Source organism: Methylobacterium sp. FW102-HT35C08, assembly GCF_058790235.1.
This window is the reverse complement of record NZ_JBYTCL010000002.1, coordinates 5,313,182-5,331,239: the sequence shown is the minus strand read 5'-3', so window position 1 is coordinate 5,331,239 and position 18,058 is coordinate 5,313,182. Positions and strand designations below refer to the sequence as shown.

General features: G+C 64.4%; 21 protein-coding genes and 3 pseudogenes. 10 read left to right on the top strand and 14 right to left on the bottom strand.

All coding sequences use genetic code 11. The features are described from left to right. Positions 1 to 173 precede the first annotated feature (173 nt). Positions 174 to 1,385, top strand: coding sequence for a cystathionine beta-lyase (locus tag AC3WSN_RS25510; RefSeq protein ID WP_492541782.1), 1,212 nt, complete (start codon positions 174 to 176; stop codon positions 1,383 to 1,385). Between the two features lie 255 nt (positions 1,386 to 1,640). On the opposite strand, the gene AC3WSN_RS25505 is transcribed toward AC3WSN_RS25510, so the two are convergent. The 6 genes from AC3WSN_RS25505 to AC3WSN_RS25480 form a co-directional block, all read right to left on the bottom strand. Then, a complete protein-coding gene (locus AC3WSN_RS25505) occupies positions 1,641 to 1,838 on the bottom strand; it encodes a hypothetical protein (protein ID WP_492541780.1) in 198 nt (65 codons plus the stop codon). Then, the gene (locus AC3WSN_RS25500) at positions 1,796 to 2,314 is read right to left on the bottom strand and encodes an enoyl-CoA hydratase-related protein (RefSeq protein WP_492541778.1); all 519 of its coding nucleotides are present in this window, start codon (positions 2,312 to 2,314) and stop codon (positions 1,796 to 1,798) included. Before AC3WSN_RS25500 ends, AC3WSN_RS25505 begins: the two co-directional genes overlap by 43 nt. 110 nt (positions 2,315 to 2,424) lie before the next feature. Continuing rightward, positions 2,425 to 2,871 carry a hypothetical protein gene (locus AC3WSN_RS25495; RefSeq protein ID WP_246695523.1) on the bottom strand — a complete coding sequence of 149 codons (447 nt, stop codon included), beginning with the start codon at positions 2,869 to 2,871 and terminating at the stop codon, positions 2,425 to 2,427. A gap of 294 nt (positions 2,872 to 3,165) precedes the next feature. Then, positions 3,166 to 3,756, bottom strand: coding sequence for a hemerythrin domain-containing protein (locus AC3WSN_RS25490; RefSeq protein WP_492541776.1), 591 nt, complete (start codon positions 3,754 to 3,756; stop codon positions 3,166 to 3,168). Between the two features lie 112 nt (positions 3,757 to 3,868). Further along, on the bottom strand, positions 3,869 to 4,528 hold the full coding sequence (locus AC3WSN_RS25485; protein WP_492541774.1) for a hypothetical protein: 660 nt from the start codon (positions 4,526 to 4,528) through the stop codon (positions 3,869 to 3,871). A 96-nt stretch (positions 4,529 to 4,624) separates the two neighbouring features. Continuing rightward, the gene (locus tag AC3WSN_RS25480) at positions 4,625 to 4,807 is read right to left on the bottom strand and encodes a DUF3606 domain-containing protein (RefSeq protein ID WP_003600567.1); all 183 of its coding nucleotides are present in this window, start codon (positions 4,805 to 4,807) and stop codon (positions 4,625 to 4,627) included. Positions 4,808 to 5,146: 339 nt separating this feature from the next. On the opposite strand from AC3WSN_RS25480, the gene AC3WSN_RS25475 reads away from it, so the two are divergent. Next, a complete protein-coding gene (locus tag AC3WSN_RS25475) occupies positions 5,147 to 5,995 on the top strand; it encodes a metal-dependent phosphohydrolase (protein ID WP_238199532.1) in 849 nt (282 codons plus the stop codon). A 129-nt stretch (positions 5,996 to 6,124) separates the two neighbouring features. Here the strand turns inward: AC3WSN_RS25475 and AC3WSN_RS25470 are convergent, their stop codons facing one another. The 5 genes from AC3WSN_RS25470 to AC3WSN_RS25450 form a co-directional block, all read right to left on the bottom strand. Beyond that, entirely contained in the window at positions 6,125 to 6,304 is a 180-nt protein-coding gene (locus AC3WSN_RS25470) for a hypothetical protein (protein ID WP_192711722.1), read from the bottom strand. Next, positions 6,301 to 6,558, bottom strand: coding sequence for an amino acid transporter (locus tag AC3WSN_RS25465; protein ID WP_192711721.1), 258 nt, complete (start codon positions 6,556 to 6,558; stop codon positions 6,301 to 6,303). The genes AC3WSN_RS25470 and AC3WSN_RS25465 overlap by 4 nt, the downstream gene beginning before the upstream one ends. A 254-nt stretch (positions 6,559 to 6,812) precedes the next feature. Beyond that, positions 6,813 to 7,064: a hypothetical protein gene (locus AC3WSN_RS25460; RefSeq protein WP_492541769.1), complete on the bottom strand. Its 252-nt coding sequence runs from the start codon at positions 7,062 to 7,064 to the stop codon at positions 6,813 to 6,815. A gap of 129 nt (positions 7,065 to 7,193) precedes the next feature. Further along, a complete protein-coding gene (locus AC3WSN_RS25455; RefSeq protein WP_492541767.1) occupies positions 7,194 to 8,060 on the bottom strand; it encodes an ImmA/IrrE family metallo-endopeptidase in 867 nt (288 codons plus the stop codon). Between the two features lie 398 nt (positions 8,061 to 8,458). Continuing rightward, positions 8,459 to 9,328: an AraC family transcriptional regulator gene (locus AC3WSN_RS25450; RefSeq protein ID WP_192706003.1), complete on the bottom strand. Its 870-nt coding sequence runs from the start codon at positions 9,326 to 9,328 to the stop codon at positions 8,459 to 8,461. A 164-nt stretch (positions 9,329 to 9,492) separates the two neighbouring features. Here AC3WSN_RS25450 and AC3WSN_RS25445 point away from each other — a divergent pair, with 164 nt between their 5' ends. Next, positions 9,493 to 10,056 carry a DUF308 domain-containing protein gene (locus AC3WSN_RS25445; RefSeq protein WP_492541765.1) on the top strand — a complete coding sequence of 188 codons (564 nt, stop codon included), beginning with the start codon at positions 9,493 to 9,495 and terminating at the stop codon, positions 10,054 to 10,056. A 375-nt stretch (positions 10,057 to 10,431) separates the two neighbouring features. On the opposite strand, the pseudogene AC3WSN_RS25440 reads toward AC3WSN_RS25445, so the two are convergent. Together AC3WSN_RS25440 and AC3WSN_RS25435 are read right to left on the bottom strand one after the other, a co-directional pair. Continuing rightward, a pseudogene (locus tag AC3WSN_RS25440) lies at positions 10,432 to 10,530 on the bottom strand (helix-turn-helix domain-containing protein); the annotation flags it as partial. A 662-nt stretch (positions 10,531 to 11,192) separates the two neighbouring features. Then, positions 11,193 to 12,209, bottom strand: coding sequence for an autotransporter-associated beta strand repeat-containing protein (locus AC3WSN_RS25435; RefSeq protein WP_492541763.1), 1,017 nt, complete (start codon positions 12,207 to 12,209; stop codon positions 11,193 to 11,195). Here AC3WSN_RS25435 and AC3WSN_RS25430 point away from each other — a divergent pair. From AC3WSN_RS25430 to AC3WSN_RS25420, 3 genes are read left to right on the top strand one after another with little or no spacing between them, the layout of a single operon-like run. Next, positions 12,169 to 13,032 (top strand): autotransporter outer membrane beta-barrel domain-containing protein, encoded by an 864-nt coding sequence (locus tag AC3WSN_RS25430; RefSeq protein ID WP_492541761.1) that lies wholly within the window; start codon positions 12,169 to 12,171, stop codon positions 13,030 to 13,032. The genes AC3WSN_RS25435 and AC3WSN_RS25430 overlap by 41 nt on opposite strands. A 55-nt stretch (positions 13,033 to 13,087) precedes the next feature. Next, the gene (locus tag AC3WSN_RS25425; RefSeq protein ID WP_492543249.1) at positions 13,088 to 13,516 is read left to right on the top strand and encodes a MerR family transcriptional regulator; all 429 of its coding nucleotides are present in this window, start codon (positions 13,088 to 13,090) and stop codon (positions 13,514 to 13,516) included. Next, the gene (locus AC3WSN_RS25420; RefSeq protein ID WP_492541760.1) at positions 13,452 to 13,841 is read left to right on the top strand and encodes a carboxymuconolactone decarboxylase family protein; all 390 of its coding nucleotides are present in this window, start codon (positions 13,452 to 13,454) and stop codon (positions 13,839 to 13,841) included. The genes AC3WSN_RS25425 and AC3WSN_RS25420 overlap by 65 nt, the downstream gene beginning before the upstream one ends. Positions 13,842 to 14,112: 271 nt before the next feature. Here the strand turns inward: AC3WSN_RS25420 and AC3WSN_RS25415 are convergent, their stop codons facing one another. Beyond that, entirely contained in the window at positions 14,113 to 14,244 is a 132-nt protein-coding gene (locus tag AC3WSN_RS25415) for a hypothetical protein (RefSeq protein ID WP_492541759.1), read from the bottom strand. Positions 14,245 to 14,361: 117 nt separating this feature from the next. On the opposite strand from AC3WSN_RS25415, the pseudogene AC3WSN_RS25410 reads away from it, so the two are divergent. The 4 genes and pseudogenes from AC3WSN_RS25410 to AC3WSN_RS25395 form a co-directional block, all read left to right on the top strand. Next, positions 14,362 to 14,601: pseudogene (locus AC3WSN_RS25410) on the top strand (transposase); the annotation flags it as partial. Between the two features lie 955 nt (positions 14,602 to 15,556). After that, positions 15,557 to 15,798 (top strand): annotated as a pseudogene (locus tag AC3WSN_RS25405) (pyocin activator PrtN family protein). 210 nt (positions 15,799 to 16,008) lie between these two features. Next, positions 16,009 to 17,103 carry a methyl-accepting chemotaxis protein gene (locus tag AC3WSN_RS25400; protein WP_492541757.1) on the top strand — a complete coding sequence of 365 codons (1,095 nt, stop codon included), beginning with the start codon at positions 16,009 to 16,011 and terminating at the stop codon, positions 17,101 to 17,103. A gap of 193 nt (positions 17,104 to 17,296) precedes the next feature. After that, entirely contained in the window at positions 17,297 to 17,749 is a 453-nt protein-coding gene (locus AC3WSN_RS25395; protein ID WP_192711564.1) for a BLUF domain-containing protein, read from the top strand. The last annotated feature ends 309 nt before the right edge of the window (positions 17,750 to 18,058 follow it).

Here is an 18,058-nt window from a genome sequence, read left to right as displayed (position 1 = left end):
GCCATTCAAAGTTACGTGGCGGAGCGTGGGTCCGCCGGAAAAGCTGACGATCTCCTTCTGACCCATATCAGGCGTGCCAACGGTCGGCAGGACCTTCCGAAAGCAGCCGTAGGTCGGCCGCCATTCCCGGTCGGTGCAGGGTGAGTACCAGTCGTTTCTAGTGCCGTCCCTCGTTGCTGCCCTACATCGCACCGGACGACATCGACCGAGGCATGATGACTGACGAGCACCCTGCTCCACACTGGCGCACGAAGCTGGTACATCCCGGGGTGAGGGCCCCTCAGGACTTCCGGGCGCTCGTTCCCGCGGTCCACCGCGGCTCCACGGTGCTGTTCGATCGTGTAGCCGATGCTCGCGATGACTGGCGTGGGGACGGCTACACCTATGGCCTCTACGGCACGCCTACCACGCGCGAACTCGCTCTGCGCGTCGCGGATCTGGAGGGCGCGAAAGCCAGCTTCGTCGTGCCGGGCGGGCAGGCCGCCATCGCCCTCGTCTACCTTGCCCATTGTCGCGCGGGCGACCACGCCCTTGTGCCAGAGAGCGCCTACCGCCCCAACCGCGAACTGGCCGACAAGCTGCTCGCCGGGCTCGGTATCGAGGTGCAAGCCTACGACCCGCTGCTCGGCGCTGAGATTGCGACACTGATCCGCCCGAACACGCGCCTGATCTGGTGTGAGAGCCCCGGTACGATCACGATGGAGGTGCAGGACGTACCCGCCATCGTCGCGACCGCGCACGAGAGAGGCGTGCCGGTGGCGCTCGACAACACCTACGCTGCGGGCGTCCTGTTCGACGCCTTCGCCCATGGCGTGGACGTGAGCATGCAGGCGCTCACCAAGTACGTAGGCGGCCACTCCGACCTCCTGCTCGGCACCGTATCGGTGGGTACGGTCGAGGCGCACGAGCGGGTGGGTGCAACGCACCGCCTTCTCGGGCTGGCGGTGTCGCCGGACGATTGCGCGCTGGCACTGCGCGGGTTGGAGACGCTGGCGGTACGCTTAGACCGCCTGCAAGCGACAGCGCTAAACGTGGCGCACTGGCTAAAGACGCGCCCAGAGGTCGAGTTAGTGCTTCACCCAGCGCTACCAGACTGTCCCGGCCACGATGTCTGGCGGCGCGATTTTACGGGTTCGGCGAGCGTGTTCTCAGTGGTGTTCCGGCCCGAGTGGGATGCCGAGCGGATCACGCGCTTCGTGGAGGGGCTACGGCTGTTCCGGCTAGGGTTCAGTTGGGGTGGCACGCACAGCCTCGTCATGGCCTACCCGCCATTGCCACGCATGCAGCGGGGCTACGAAGGTCGTGTGGTGCGGCTCAACGTTGGGCTAGAGGAGCCTGCCGACCTCATAGCCGATCTGCGTCACTCCCTGTCACAGGTCTCCTGACGGTTTGCTGGGTGCCGAGAAGGAGCGGAATGGCTACGTCCGCTCTGGTGCGTTTGCCTCTCGGAAGCGGACCACTGCAATTCCACCCATCCCAGACGCTCGGAGGATCATCGGCGGCATCCGGATCCGGCCGATAGCGGCACGGCAGCTTTTGGGTGCGTTGCTGGCCACAGCAGACGGTGAACGCCTCCTCTCCTCAACGGTGTTTTCCTTGGAGGAGAGGTCTGTAGCTCTTGTTCTATGCGGATCGTCCAATCAGGTTCCCAACCAAGCCGAGGATCGCTTGTCGAGAAAGGCCCGAACACCTTCGGCGAAGTCTCGGCTGCCGTAGCAAGTGTGGATGCCGTCGCCCCCGTCGATGTTGGGATCGACGGCGAGCGCGGCCAGCATTTCCCGGGTGACGCGCATGGTCACCGGCGCCTGGCCGAGCAGGCGCTGGCAGATCTGCGCCACGGTCGCCTCCAGCGTCTCGGGGCTGGTGATCGCGGCGCGGTAGCCGAGCGGCTCCAGGCTCTCGGCCGTCGGCCAGGAGGAGCATGCGTTTGACGGTGCTCAGGCCCACGTCGCCGTGAGACGACGCAAGTTCGCGGGCGACAGGCCGTTGCCGAGGGTCCGGGCGATCGGAACGCCAAACCGCGCTCCGGCCGCGGCGATGCGCAGATCGCAGGCATTGGCCATCGCAAGACCGCCCCCGACCGCCAGAGCCCCTCGACGAGAGCGATCGTCGGGACACGCACGCGTTTCAGCGCGGCGACACAGGTATCAATCTGCGCCTCGTAGGCCACTCCGTCATCCCCGGAGAAGCCCACGAACTGCTCGATATCGGTACCGGCGACGAAGGCCTTACCACCAGCCCCGCGCAGGACGGCGACGCGGATCGCCGGGTCGTCCTCGATGCGGGCGAGCCCGGCAGCCAGCTCTTCGTACACACGGCAGCCGCGGCCTCGGCACGGCGTCCCAACCAGACTTCCTGAAGCTTAATCCCCAAAGGAAACAGCGTGAGTCCGAGTTCATCACGCCAAAGGCCGACCCAGCGGGTCTATGGCTTACTCGCGGCCTTCTTTGACGGCTCGGCCGGTTTGATGCTTCCCGTCTCGGATACTCGATCACGAGCTTGATCGAAGCGCTTCTTCGAAGCGATAAGCTCGCGCTGTGAACCGGCTAGCTGCCCCTTCGCTGCGTCACGAGCCGCGATAGCTTGGCCGAGTTCCGCGCGGGCAGAGGCGAGTTTGCCCTGCCACTCACGAACGAGCTCGATGCTCGCCTGCTCCGACTCTTTCTGACGGCTCACTAACCCGTCTCGCTCCGTCTGAAGGAGGGCGACCTGAGTGGTGAGATCGCGGTTGGCTGAAGCTTTATTCGCATAGGCTCCCCAACCCGCTAGGGCGTAAACCCCCAGGATCAGGGGCAGCAACTGAGCACGTGTCGGCTTCCATGCAAAAAGCATCTGAAGTTTCCAGCGCAGCAGTTCGAGCAGGCGAGGCATGGACCGGTTGTCTCCCGTCTCGAGTGGGCGGACCCCGTTGGTCCGAACGGCTAATCGATCAGGCCCAGAACGATGCCCGCGCAGAGTTAATGCTTGTTTACGGCGCACATCATCGGGCGGTTTGAGGATGTATCGCGAGTTGCAGAAGTCGGGACGCCGCCGCTTTGCGCCTGGTCAGTCGCGCCGCTGCGCCTCAAGCCGCGCTCATCGAACTCGCGGCAGCGATGCAGCCGTTCAATCTCTACCCAGCGTGTCTGCGCCGGATAGACTTAGCGGTTATGCTGCGGCGCGATCTCAACGCGTGGATGTGACGAGAAGCTTCCGCCCTTTGGCCGAGGCCGAACGCCCAGCAAGGTAGCCGATACCGGCCGCAGCAGCGCAGACGGCGCAGGCCCGTGCGATTCTGGCCAACGTCAGTTTATCGGATCTGCGACCATGCCGTGCCTTCAGAGTTTGCATCTTCGCACGAACGAAGGCGTGTGCGGCGGCATCGACTTGCGCCGGAGAGAGAAGCTCCTGAGCTGCCGGTATCAGCTCCTGAGTGTAACGGCGGAGGTGCTGACCGATCAGAGCGACGTCGAGGATCATACCCGTCTGCGAGGAAAAGCCGCCCTGCCGCGATCTCGCGAGAGCATCAAGTTGCCCGAGGAACTGCGCATGCTCATGGTGCAGGTCCTCGGCGAGTTGGCGTGTCCGATCCAGGTGGCGCAGCGGCGCATAGAGACTGGCCTCCAACGCCTCGGCATGAGCGGCAAGCTCATCGATTAAGCCGCCCAGCACCTCCTCACGGTCGTGGATCGCCGACTCACCGAAAGTGTACCGACTCTCTGCGATCAGATGCGCGAGGTAGGCGTGATCGTGGGCGATGAGCTGCCAGACGTTCATGCGCCGGATCATCTTTGCGGGTGGCCTTGGCCAACCCGGAGGAGGTCGGCTCGTTTCCCACGGGCGATCGGTTGATCCGGCGTCGTAGTACCCATCGAGGTCCGCGGCCTGACTATGCGAGGATGTTGACGGCGCGTGCGGCGACAAGGGCCACAGTAAGCAGGGAGATCAACGCCTCAGCCATCATCAGCAATTTCGCACGCGGCGTCAGCGGCAGCGTGTCAGTGGGTGAGAAGGCGGTGGCGTTGGTGAAGGCCAGAAACAGATAGTCTACGAAGCCCGGCACGAACGGGGCTTCCGCATCCTGCTGCGGAAGCGTCATTTGTGGGAACAGAAAGTCCGGATCCCGCGCACTCGGATGGCCGCGCAAAGCCGCACCACCGCGATCTGTCGTCCAGAACCAAAGGGCGAAGATCACGACATTGGTGCCCCAGATGTTGAGGGCATCGATCAGTAAGGTCGGGCCGCCGGCTGCCTTGCCGTTCAGGAGGGCGTGGACCAGGGCCGCGAGGGCGGCGGTGTTGGTCACGGTGACCAGCGCAGTCATGAAGAGTGCCATCCTGCGGATCAGGCGATGGTGGCGGTGGACCTCGGCCCAGTGTGCGTCCGTCGTGGCGCGCCGCGCCCGGCCCTGGTTCCAGGCCGTGGCGGCCGAGAGTGGCACCAGCAGCGCGAGTTCGAGCGTCGGGGCAAGCCAGCGCGGTCCGAGCGAGAAGTCGTTCACAACGAGCAGTTGGAGGGCGGCAACGCAGGCGACGGCGCTTCGGGCCAACCAGAAATCCAGGGCGCTGGTCCGAACACGATCAGGGTGCGGCCTATCCATCAACGACGTCCCCTGAGGAGCTACCCTGTTGTGGCGAGCGCGCCCCTAACGCTTTTTGCCCAACTCGGCGGCGATATCCTTGGTCATTCGACCGACCTTCCGATGCGCCGCCGTGAGCTGGTCCTGCGTGACGCCCCAGCGCTTCATCCAAAACTCGACAGCCTTGCGTTCCGACAGATCAAGTCGGTCCTTGTCGATGAAGCCACGTTTGTCTTTAAGGCCGGCCATGGGGAATCCTATCGGTTTGGTTTCACGTGATCTGGAAAGGGTCTCAACCGACCTGGCGGTGAGGCGTGCAAAGGGATGCGAGGAACCGCAACGGCAGCCTAGCCTGACTGGTGCTTCGGCCTCCGGTTGAGGCTGCCGAAACGGCGCTTGATGATATCGGCTGAGCTAGAGAACGAGCGCGGCTACAGCGGCTGTGGAATCATACGAGCCTACCTGGAGCTTGATGCCTCGACGCTCAGAGGGCGAGTTCCCGATATGGGCTGCCGCTCACTTGATGTCATGATGCAGACCGACGCGACAGCCAAAATCGGCGTTTGCTCGATGTGCGGGATATCGGTCATGTTCGATGTGACGAAGATGCTGGCCGACGCGCTCGGCGAGCACCTCGCTCTAACGTATCAGCGCACCTTCGGCAGTCGCGAGCCACGTTTTGCCGAGGTGATCGAGGCGTCCGCACGTCTGACCATCGAGCGGATCGTCGGCAGCGATGCGCTCTACCATGACGGCGACCACACGGCTCTCGTCACCCTCGTCGCTCAGGACATCCTGCGCGGCCGGTTCCTCGACAAGGGCATCACGCCGGAGGATTGGCTGCACATGATCCTGGCGGCCCTGTACCATGACATCGGCTACGTGCGTGGTGTCTGCTCAGGCGACCGGGCGAACGCCTTCGTCATCGACGCGCAGGGCACCACCATCGGTCTGCCACGAGGTGCGTCCGATGCAGCGCTGGCACCTTACCACATCGAGCGCTCGAAGCTGGCAGTGCAGGAGCGCTTCGGCACGAATGACCTCGTCGATGCGCAGCGGGTGATCCGCGCCATCGAGTTGACCCGTTTCCCCGTGCCTGCGGACGACGAGCACCGGGAAACCGGGACCGAAGCCGGCTTGATGCGTGCGGCTGACCTGATCGGGCAACTTGGCGATCCGCTCTACCCTCGTAAACTGAACGCGCTGTTCCACGAGTTCGCCGAGGTCGGCCTGGCTGACCAGCTCGGCTATGCGAACCCGGCGGACCTCGCGGAGCGATACCCGGCGTTCTTCTGGGGCAAGATCGAACCGGTCATCGGGGACGCGATTCGCTTTCTCGATCTCACGGTTGAGGGGAGGAGCTGGGTGGCGAACCTCTACAGTCATGTGTTCGCCATCGAGCATGACCGCCGCCGGATGGGACCGCACCCGGGCTGAGCCACGCAAGAGCAAACCTCGCAACTCCTCGCGAAAGCTACACCAACCGCCAAGACAAACTCGCTGTCTTGGCGAAATCGGATGATGATCAATTTTATACGTTGGCGGACCAACAGACAGGGAGAGAAACTACTCTCCGGGCACTTTCCGCTCGTCTTGATATTTGAGCCAAATCGCGCGATCCGCTTCAGCGCGCTTGAGGCGGTCGGATTCTCTCTCATGCGTCAGCCACAGGACGACGGCGACCATCGTCGCCAGGACGAGCGGGCCGAGAAAAAGAACAACCATCTGTGCGAGCGTCAGGCTCACGCGCGCAGGGCTCCGAGCAGGCGTCTAGCCACCAGATGTAGTATACCTGCCAGGAGACTCCAACCAACCAGGAGAGTGCTGGCTGTAAGCGCGCTGGCGGTGCCCGAGAAGATTGCCACTGACGGGGAGATGCCGCCGACAGCCACGGAGGCGACTGCGACCCCGTTGACCCACATCGCCGTCAGCTTCGCCCGCTCATTGCGGATCAGCTTGGCGTCGTCGGGGCTGAGTGGCGGGATTTCGGTATCGGCCATGACACGGGGTAGCTCGGAGCAACCGAGGGGTTGAACAGGGGCTCGATCCGTGAGGCCATTTAGAACAAAACAGGAACAAAATCCAGGGTCGATCCTGCCTTTTCGCCGGTTTTGGCGCCACCATCCCCAATATACGAGCGCTCGGCTGTCGGCGGTTATCGGCGGCGGAGGAGGCACATGGTGAGCGTACGCCGCTTCTTGGATGAGGTCGGCAGGCGCCTCGAAGCGCTTGATATGCACTGTGGGGACGGCGGCTAGGCCAATCCCAGCTTCCCATGCGCCTCGGCGGGCGTCATCTGCCGAATGGCTTCTTCGGAAAAGCCAAGCTCACGAAGCGCCGCCCGCTGACGGTTCGTGATCATCAACGACACGGCAGGAGACGTCGCAGGCGCGCTGCCCGTCGCGTTCAGCTCGGCATCCTCGGTGAGGCCGACACGGTCGAGGAACGCTTCCTCTGCCGCCGCTTGGTTGAGGAGCGGCCGAAGGCTGTCGTCAGTTCGCGCCATTCATGACCTCATTGCTCCCCGACCAACCTCGGGAGTGCGCCGGATCAGCGACGGGACGGCGGTACGGCCCGCTCTGACGAAGCAGCAGGTTAGGGCCGTCAGGGCTGTTCCGTCAGAGCCGGATCTTGCCTACCGTCGCCCCGAGTGGAAGCGGTGACGCCAGCCCTCATTCAGCCTGCGCTCCTCAGCGCTCTCCTCCGGGACAGCGTCCAGACGCAGCAGGATCATCGCAAAGCCGTTCTGCTGACGGTACACCTGCTCATAGAGGCCTGGCGCGCGGAGGTCGCGCTTCACGTCGATCCAGAGATCGGGACTGCACGCGGCGGTGTCGCTCACGATGTTCGGCCGATGTGGGCTGCTGTGAAAGAGCGAGCCTGTCGGGACCGGGCTGCCGACCGCGCAGGTGATGGCGGGAAAGGAGAGGCTCCGGTAGCACCGCTGCACCCGGCCATTGCCCGCCACGACGATGGCGATCCGATCGGGATGGTATTGTACGTAGGCCCGAGCCGCCGCCTCCTTGCCGACCGCGAAGTCGCGCGCGAGCACAAGAACGTGCTCCAGATCCGGCTCGCGAAAGGCCGCCATCGCTCCCCGCAGCAGGTGGGGAGGCATCAGCATGAGGGTGGCGAAGCGGTTGGCCTCGACCTCCCTGCGTTGCCGCTGATCGCCCTCCTTCGCTGTGACGCGGAGCAGGTCAGAACTCTTGCACAGGAACCGCCCGGGCTGATCCGGGACGTGGTGCGCCATCAGGAAGTGGCCGAGTTGATGTGCGATCGTGAAGCGGCGACGCGGTTCGCCCCCGCGCTTGGCGAGGATGGTGCCTTCAGATCGCTTCGCGTCGGTAACGAGGCCACCCTCGAACTCGTCGGCGTCGAGGTTCTCGATCCGGAGGATGCCGAGTCGTGCGCACAGCTCTTGGATCGGCACGGGCACCGGAAGGTTCGGCTCGGCCTGTAGGATGCGTTTGACGAGCGCCTCCGGCGAGCCCGCGTCCACGAGGTCCACCCTGCTGACCGACATCCGCGCAGCCCCTTCCCGTCCCGGAGTCGATCCATCAGGCCGCCCCGCACCCGCGATCCGACTCAGACCGCGTGCATGCGGCCTGAAGCACACCGCGCAGCGCTATTGGCTGATCGTAGCTTGCAACGTCCGCTTACTGGAAGTCGCCACAGTCAGCTGAATCGTCGGGATGGGCGCCAAGCCGAACGTCCGGTCTTGCGCGCTGGCAATCCGGCGTGGCGAAGTCTGACCGAACGGGGAATGGCTGCTTCAGTTCAGCGTCGCCGGAACAGCGGACGGCCGCCTATCGGTCCAAGTCGGTCGTCGGTTGCCTCGGCTAACGATCGCCGAAGCGGACGTCGGCGAAGCCATCCGCCGTGAAACGGTTGCAAGCCTCACGCCTCGTCCCGCGGCGGATGCCCGAACAACGCCTTGTAGGCACGGCTGAAGGCAGCCTCCGACTCGTAGCCAACCCGCAGTCCGATCTCGCCAACGCGCGCCTCACGCCGCATGAGCATGTCCCGGGCAAGACCGAGCCGCCACTCGTTCTGATAGCGCAGCGGTGCGCGTCCGACGAGTTCGGTGAAGCGCTCGGCGAAACTCGAACGGGACATCCCCGCCACCTCGGCCAGTTCCTCGACGCTCCAGGGCCGCATCGGCCGCTCGTGCATAACTTTGAGCGCACGCGCGATGCGCGCGTCGGATAAGCCGCCAAGCCATCCGGACGTGTGCCCGAGATGCACCCACGTGCGCAGGGTACGAATGACGAGCAGGTCGATGATCCGAGAGATCATCAGGGCAGCCCCGGGCTGCGCGTCGACGGTCTCACGCATCATGAAGGGGACCATACCGTCGAGCCATTCCGCCCCGTCGGCGTGGCAGATGTGGATGCGCTCCGGCAGGGCGGAAATCATGCCTCGCAGGCTGTAGGGGTCGAACCAAAATCGGCAGACGATGGCGACCGCCTGCCCGTGCGGTGCCTCAAGGCGTGACGCCCCGGGGCCGCGGGGTAGAAGCACCAGGTCGCCCACGTCGATCATGGTGAGCGCATCACCGGCGCTGATGCGAAGAGAGCCTTCCGCGACCACAAGGACATAGGCCGCGTCAATCTCAAGCTCCAGCCGGGCCGCCTGCGCGACGGTGCGCGCTTGGACTTGGTCCCCGGTGAGGCGGATCTGCGCCAACACGTGCGAGAGAAGATCGCCGGAGGCGCCGCGCGAACCGGCGTCCGGAGGATTGATCAAGTTTTCCCGCGTTCCCGTCATGGCCTGTATCGATTGAGGGTTTTACGAAGTCCTCCGACGACGGCGCCTATCCCATTGATGGCGAGCGATATTCTGGGATCGCACCCGTGCGCCTACTCGTCGCTCCGCTTGATCGGCGCTTTGCCGATCCTCGGCGCGGATAACCCAGCACGAAAGACAAGGCGATGATACCTCTTACAACACCACGCTGGTTGACCTCCTATTACTTCGTTCGCGCGGGCGTTGCCGCGGCCTGGGTTGCGGCGGCCTACACCATCGGGCGCAGCACGCCTCCTTTCGCGGCAGCGCTCTTGGTCGCCTATCCGGCTTGGGATGCCGCCGCAAACCTCGCCGATGCCCGCCACAGCGGCGGACTGGCTCGCAACCCCAGTCAGGCCCTCAACGCGGTCGTCAGCATCGTCACCGCGCTAGCGGCGGCTCTTGCCCTGCGGCAAAGCCCTTACGTGGTGCTCGCCGTATTCGGCGCCTGGGCTATCCTAGCTGGTCTGCTGCAGCTTGCTACCGGCGTTCGGCGCTGGAGCACGGGCGCTCAGTGGGCGATGATCCTGAGCGGGGCGCAGTCAGCGCTGGCGGGCACCCACTTCGTTGTGAAGGCGAATGGCCCTACGGTCCCTGGGATTACGGACATCGCGCCTTACGCCGCCTTCGGCGCCTTTTACTTTCTGGTCTCGGCGATATGGCTGACGGTGACTCGGGCGCGGCACGCCTCGCTGGGTCGCGCTGTCTAGCTCATGGCTTTGTGAGCCCTTCATCCGCGACGGCGCAGAGCCCGTCATCGATGCGTCCCATGATGTTATGGCCGCCCAGCGTGGAATTTTCGACCAATGGCTGCGGTTGGGTGGCGGGCGCCCGTTGCGGCCGCTCCCGTCAGCGGCTTCGAAGTGGCGCAACTGGGACGCACAAGCCGAGACGGTCAAACGTCCGCTTCGCGGATGCCGCAAGAGTTGGCTGAGCGTCCGAGATGGGCGCATTGCGGTACGTCGGCTTTCAGCCGGAAGCTCTATGGCAGATCGGCATCCGTCCGAGGCGCTCACACGAAGTCCCTCAGCTAACGAGGACGACAGCCGGAAAGCGGACGCGACCGAATGCACATCCCGCCTGTGCGCGTGCCGGTACTCACGCGGGTTCATGGCGTAGCGATCTTTGAAGCGGCGGGCGAAATGCGCCTGGCTACTGAAGCCGCAGCCGTAAGCCAGCATGCCGAATTTCGCTTACGCCCGTTCGATGATCGAGCACGACGAAATCCCCGGCTCACCGCCTCACGCTGGTTCTGCTGGACGGCATGGCAGCCGCGTTGAGTTAAGAGCGCATAGAGGCGATCGTCCCGGCCGTTCCGCCGAACTGCCTCGGGTATTACTTCGGTGTGAGCGGAGCTCTGAACGCTTCGCGTAATTTGCAAAGGTTCGAACGCGGTGAACTCGATCCAACCTTGCAATGGCGCAGCGTCAAGTTGCCGGATCTCGTTCGGCACCAGCTGGCTGCACATCATTTCCCGCCATCGGCGGAAGGCAATACCAAGATGACATCCTTCGGTCGAGAACAGAGGTTACATCCGCAGCCCTGGCCTACAACCTGCCATTCAGCAGCGCAGGCTGGAAGATTCGATCGTCTATTGTATATAGTTTGATGGATCAACAATCGCACGCCGAAAACTGGCCTACACCCTTAGAAAGCGGTCCTCCCTGAGGTATGGCTTTGCGCCGTGTGGAGGATGTTTTCAGGGCGCAAGCCTCACGACCAATTTCTTTAAAACTTGTACACCAAGCGTCCCTTGGCGACGTGATCCTGGGCGCGTTCCCCAATCTGCCCGGTATAGGACAGCCGGGCGCTCAGGCCCGGCGCCAGCGTAACCTTGAGCCCAACCTCACTCACCAGCGCATCCCGGTCGATCGGAAGGCCCCGGCTCGTGAACCGTGCCCCGGTCCCCCGGAATGCCAGCGGCACGGTCGTGACCAAGTCGCCGAACGAACACCGGTAGGTGATCATCCCGTGCGGTGAAGGCGTTACCGGTGACCTGGAGGGTTCCGCCGTCGAAGGCGAGGGGACCGCTGGCGGCGCCAAGGTTGGTGTCGCGCGACACCGAGAGGGTGCCGCCCGCCAGGACGACGCCGCCCGAGGAGGTGTTCGTGCCGCTCAGCGTCAACGTGCCGAGCCCGAGCTTGAACAAAATCCCCGGACCGGACACGACGTTCGACACCGTCAGGGTCTGAGCCGGGTCGATGGCCAGACCCGAGACACCTTGCAGGGTGAGTGGGCGCGCTGACGTGAAGCTCGCCATCGCCTCCAGGGCGGCGCCGTCGCCGATCGTGACTGCACCGTAGGGTTGGCCGAGATTCGCCTCCCGCAATCCGGCACGACGACGGTCGTCTCGAGCCCGGCCGCGCAGGTGACCACGGCGCTCCTGATCCAGACCGCGTCCGGCGTCGTGCGGGCGCTCAACAGCCTGTCGGGCGAGATCCAGGGCTCGGCGGTGATGGTGCGGGCGCAGAGCGCCCTCGCCGCGCACGGCACCCTGCTCGAACACCTGCGCTTCGGCGCCGATTCGGCCGGCAGTCCCGGCCTGACAGGCGCTGCCGGCCAGAGCTTCGCCCCCGGCACCACCCTGCCGGCCGGCTACACTGCCTTCACCCGGGACGAACCTGCCACCGGCCTCGTGCCGGTGCGGCCGCTCGCGCCGCGCTACACCTTCTGGGGCTCGGCCTTCGGGGTGTTCGATGCGAGTGACGCCACTCACAACACCGCCCGCCTCACCCGGGAGTCCGGCGGCTTCGTGCTCGGCGCCGAGACCGGCCCGGCCGTGCTCGGCGACGTGCTCCGGCCTCGACGGCTGACGCCTCGGCGTGGCGGGCGGCTCCGGCGTCACGCAGTTCGACGCGACCACCCGCCAGTCGCCCGGTCGGATCGAGGGCAGCTTCGGCGCCGCTTATGTCACCGGAACGCTTGGACCCGTGCAGGTCCGGCTCGGAGCCATGCATGGCAGGAACGCTCTCGACACCCGCCGTGCGGTGCTGTTCCCGGGCTTCTCGCAGGCAGTCAGCGGCCGCGACGGAGGCAGCACGCTGCAAGGCTTCGGCGAGGTAGGCTACCGAATCGGCGGGGCGGAGCGCTACGTCGAGCCGTTCGTAGGCGAGGCGGCGCTGCGCTTGCGCCAGGACCGCTTTACCGAGACGGCCGGCTCGGCGGCGCTGGCAGTATTCGGGCGGACCGACATGATCGAGACGGCCACGGCAGGCGTTCAGGCACAGATAGTGGTGGCAGATCTGTTCGGGAACGCCGGCCCACTGTTGGCGCAGGGTCTGATCGGCTACCGGCGGGCGTTCGGGGACGTGGTGCCGGCCGCGCTGCTGGCGTTCCGCGGCAGCACGGCCTTCCGGACGGCCGGCGCGCCGCTGGCCCCGGACGCGGCCATGGTGACCGCAGGTCTAAACTGGGCGGTGGCGCCGGGAACAGTGATGGGTTTGAGCTACGACGGCCAGATCGGGGCGCGGACGAGCGACCACGCCGTCAAGGGCAGCCTCTCGTATCGCTGGCGAGCGGGGTTGGTTTCAGATCCAGGTTCATACCGCATGTTATGGGAATGGCCGGCTCAGGATCGCGATCGCACCTCGACGCCTCGTCCAGATCCGGACGGGCTGCTTGCAACCCAATCCGGTTGCCTGCGGCGCTATCAGCGCTTCCCCATAGCGGCTCAAATAGGGCCTTGACTTAGAGCGCACTCAAACTCCTAGCCGCAGACGCGTTGTGGCGAGAACGGTGCTCATGAAGATTGGGAAACTGGCGAAGCATTCGGGATTGTCCGCTCACACTATCCGCTATTACGAGCGGATCGGGCTGCTGCCCTATGCCGACCGGGACCAATCGAGCCAACGTGACTACGATGCATCGATCCTGACCTGGATCGCGTTCCTCGGCCGTCTCAAGACGACCGGAATGCCGATCCGGGAGATGCTGCGCTACGCAGCCTTGCGGGAGAGCGGCGGCGTCACGGAGGCTGAGCGACGTGACATGCTGGAGCAGCACTTTGAGCGCGTCCGCGCCCATGTGGCTGATCTACAAGCCTGCCTCCTCGTCCTCGACACCAAGATCGCCGGCTACGCCGGTCCGGACGAGAGGACACAGGCCTATGACGAAATCCCACCACAGCGGCGGCGAAAGCCGGCTCGAACGCGGACGGCGGGCGCTCGCTGAGATCGATGGCCAGGCCGGAGAGCATGTCGTCGCCTCGCTCGCCGAGATTGCCCCTGATTTCGCGACCTATCTGCTCGAATTCCCCTTTGGCGACATCTACAGCCGCCCCGGCCTTGACCTGCGCGCCCGCGAAATCGCCACCATCGCGGCTCTAACGGCGATGGGCAACGCGGCCCCGCAGCTCATGGTTCACATTGAGGCGGGCCTTAATGTTGGTCTCTCGCGCGAGGAAATTACCGAGATCATTATGCAGATGGCTGTCTACGCAGGCTTTCCCGCGGCTCTGAACGGCTTGTTTGCTGCCAAGGAAGTGTTCGCGAAATGATATCTCGACTGATATGACTACGGTGGGTCGAACGCCAATGTCATAATGAGGTCCGCTCCGATGCGCTCGTCGCTCGGAAGCGGACCACCGCGAAACCACTCAATCAAGTCGTAGGTAGGCTTCTGCATCGTCGGCTGCCTGGATGCGGGCCGTTCCGAGGCGCATGATGGAATACGCGCGTTCGCTGAAAGCCGCGCCCTGCCTCGTTCCGTAGCGTTCCCTTCTGCAAACAGCCGCTATGGCGTAGAAGCGGCAAGGTGCCGGGTGCTGGTCAGCGATAGAGTCCCTCGGCCTGAAGACGGCTGAGCAGCGCGCCAGCCTGCTCCTGGGCCGCAATGCCGTCCTCAGGCCCCTGGAAGCCATACTCGCACATCGGCATCAGCTTCTGCATCGCCTGGTCCATCGCCGAGCCTTCGCACAGGATCAAAACTTGGCGGTCGGTCAGGTCCTTGAGGAAGCGCCAGAGCATCAGCATGAGGTTCAGGGCCGGCCGCTCTTGCCAATCGGCGAACGCCTGCCGCGTGAGGCGCTCGAGGCGGCAGGGGCGCGGCTCCTCTACCGCCCGCCCTATTCGCCCGACTTCAATCCGATCGAGCAGATCGTCTCCAAGCTCAAGCGCCTGCTCCGGACTAGGGCAGCCCGCACCGTGCCCGACCTGTGGGCTGCCATCCGGCAGGCGCTTGCCCGCTTCACAGCGCACGAGTGCCGCAACTGCGTCGCCGCCGCCGGATACGGAGACGACGTGGCCATTGCTACATGATCGGGCGAGGCTCTAGATCAGCGTGGCCGCTACGTGCCGACCATCAACCCTACTGTGCCTCATCGCTGCTATCGAGGCGAGGCGTCGGCCCTCGCGCGCGAGGTCATTGTCCGCCAATGGCCGAAACAAGCCAATTGAAAATGTGGGCCCGCAGCTTCAAAGGGGCCGATTTCTTGAGTTAAAACAATGATTTAAAATAAATAGTTGGCGGAGAGGGTGGATTCGCCGCCGCACGCTCGAGCCCACTGCAAATTAAAGGCTTTTGCTCGCTCCGAGTCGAAACTTCGTAGCAACGTTTCGGGACACCCGTCAAACGCGGGGAAAGGTCAGAACGGCGCGCGATCACCCGCTCTCAGGGCCAATGGGTATCAGCATACGATCCGGTAGTGCTGCCGGATTGCGAGGCCCTTCGCTCATGACAGCGCCAGCACTGGGGCCAAACTCAGCGCCGATAAGCGGATGTGCCGCTTTGCGCCTGACCAAGACATTCAGCTGGCCGTGGCGACATCCCGTAAGCGGACGCTACTGGTCAGATCCTGGCCCACGCGATGGCTCGTATATTCGTCCCAATCCTATGGGGTAGCAGTGGAGCCACTCTCAATCGCGACGGCATCAGAGCGGCAACGACGACGGTAGCATCAAAGCTTGCGGCGCAACGGACCTCGCCTCGCTTGGTCTCAGCGCGTGATCGTGCCATGGCAGGATATGCAAAGCGATTATGACCACGGCGAGAGCCTCGAATGCCTCGCCTGCGGCGCCGTCTACGCGGCCTCGGCAGAGAGGAGCTTTGTCCTGACGGAGGACGACGCTCGCTGCACCTCTTGCACCAACGTCATGACGCACTGGCCGCAAAAGGTCGGGTTCGAGATGACCGAGACTGCCTTCGAGGCTCGGGGATAGGCGGCCTCTCTCCTATCCGTTGATTGCCCGTAGCGTGAACGCAGCCACTATCCTCATGGCGCAGTACGGCCCACGCGCCGTGATCCCGTGATCGAGTCTGCCGCGATTGTTTCAGCCACCTGGCGCCTGAGAAGCCGATCCGGAAGGTGTCGGACGGCGAGATCGCGTTGCCCCCTGGTGCGGATCGAAGCCAGCTCGAAGTGCGCGAAGGGTGTCGGCCTGATGGATCTTGCCGCCTACCCTGACTGCCAAATGGAGGCAGCTCGCAAGGAGTGCCGCCAGCTCACCGGATCATAGAGATGGTCGGACCCGTTGATGCTGCACGCCGACTACCGCCCGCAGCGCAAATCAGTGCAATCCATCGTTGTAGAAACCTAAGTTAATTGCTCGATTAGCTAATATTTAACCCTGATCAACCAGTTTCGCCCCGTCTGTGAGGGGGAGGTGACGGGCCGGGATAGTCCGGGGTCATACACCTGACGCGGATCCCCACGTCGGGCAATCAATATGCGCCACGCCACGCTCTCCATCGCCTCGGATCCGGCGAAGCACGATGCTCCTTCCACCCTGGCAAGCGTTTCCGCTCTGACTGAAGAGGTCAGACGCATCGCTCAGGACAAGGCTGGCCGCATCCAGCAGATCACCGCGCAGACCAAGATGCTCGCCCTCAATGCGCTGATCGAAGCTGCGCGCGCGGGAGAACAGGGTCGCGGCTTCTCCGTCGTCGCTCAGGAGGTGCGCGCCATCGGTAGCGAGGTGGAGACGCTCGCTCGCGAACTGGAGACGCATCTCTCGGCGCGGGTGAGCGACCTGCAGCGAGCCGTCGACGCAATGGCTGGTCGGGCGCAGGACGAGCGTCTCGTCGACTTGGCTCTGAATGCGGTCGAGCTGATCGACCGGAACCTCTACGAGCGCACCTGCGACGTGCGCTGGTGGGCCACTGATGCGGCCGTGACCGCCTGCGCGGCAGCACCGGACGACACTGCGGCTACTTATGCCAGTCAGCGCCTCGGCGTGATCCTGTCGGCCTACACCGTGTACCTCGATCTGTGGCTCTGCGACTTGGACGGGCGTGTTCTGGCCAACGGCCGGCCGGATCGCTACCCGGAGGTCCGCGGCCGCAGCGTGGCCGGTGAGCCCTGGTTTCGCGAGGCCGCCCGTCTGCCCTCCGGGGACGACTATGTCTGTGCCGACGTCTGCCTTGAGCCCGGTCTCCGTGGGGCACAGGTCGCGACTTACGCTGCGAGCGTGCGCGAGGGCGGTCAAGCAAACGGGCGACCGGTAGGCGTGCTCGCGATCCACTTCGACTGGGAGCCGCAGGCACGCGCCATCGTCGAAGGCGTGCGCGTGTCACCCGAGGATCGCAGCCGAACCCGCGTCCTGCTGATTGACAGCCGCAGACAGGTGCTCGCCGCCTCCGATAGCCAGGGCGTGTTGAGCGAGACGCTCGCGGTTGATCTAGGCGGGCGGCAAAGCGGTGTGGAGCGGGATCCGCGTAGCGGAACACTAACCGCCTATCATCGAACTCCGGGCTACGAGACCTACCTCGGCCAGGGCTGGTACGGCGTCATCGTGCAGCGAGGCGTTCAGGGCGGTCGATGAGGTCAGTCCGACAGGCTGGCCGCCTCGGAAGGCGGCCGAGACCAGTTGGTTCATCCCAGTCTTCTGTTAAGAGCCTATTATTCAAGGAATCACCTGTCGCACTTTGTCTGCGATCTGCTCGGGATCATCCGACGCCTCAGGCGTTATCGCTGAGCTTAGGGAGCCGGCATGGCTTCAAAGGGACGCAGCGTCGATGATCCACCAGCTTATTTACTATAGCCGCAACACCGTTCTGGGCGGCGATCGCGCCATGCTGACGAACCTGCGCGAGATCGTCTCCGCCTCTCAACGAAATAACAGCCGCGAGGGTGTTACCGGCTTCCTCATCTTCGACAAAACTTGGTTTCTCCAAATCCTGGAGGGCGAACGAGCCAAGGTGACGGAAACTTATAACCGTATCGCGCGCGATAGCCGCCACTCCGGCGCGACGATCGTCAACGTCCAGGATGTATCCACACGCTCTTTCCCGAACTGGACAATGGGCGGTGCCCTGCGCACCCTGGAGGTGCAGGAGATCTACTTGGCGCACAACATCGGTACGGTCATGGATCCGTCGCGCCTGAAGAGTGCTCAGATCCTCCAGCTGGCCATCGACCTTCAGGAATTCGAGCAGGCCAAGCGGCAAGGGCAGCGGCTTGCCAGCTGACGGGATGCGAGGTGGCGCTGCCGCCGACATCCTTGAACGACAACGGCGCAGCAACCCGGAAGGTCACTGCGCCGCTGGATCGGGCCGCCGAGGGGGCGATGACGGCCTTGAACGGTGAGTACACCTGGCCCAGCCCCCGTGAGGTGCGCCCCAGCACATCCACCAGCATGTGACTCGGCAGTGACACGCGTCGACGACCAGCTGTGGACAGCGCCGAGTGTCCCAGATTGGTCAAGGTTCAGCGGCCAGCGTGAGGGCTTAACCCCCGATTTGGCTCTCCTATGTTCGCTAGCCCTCACGCCTTCGTTC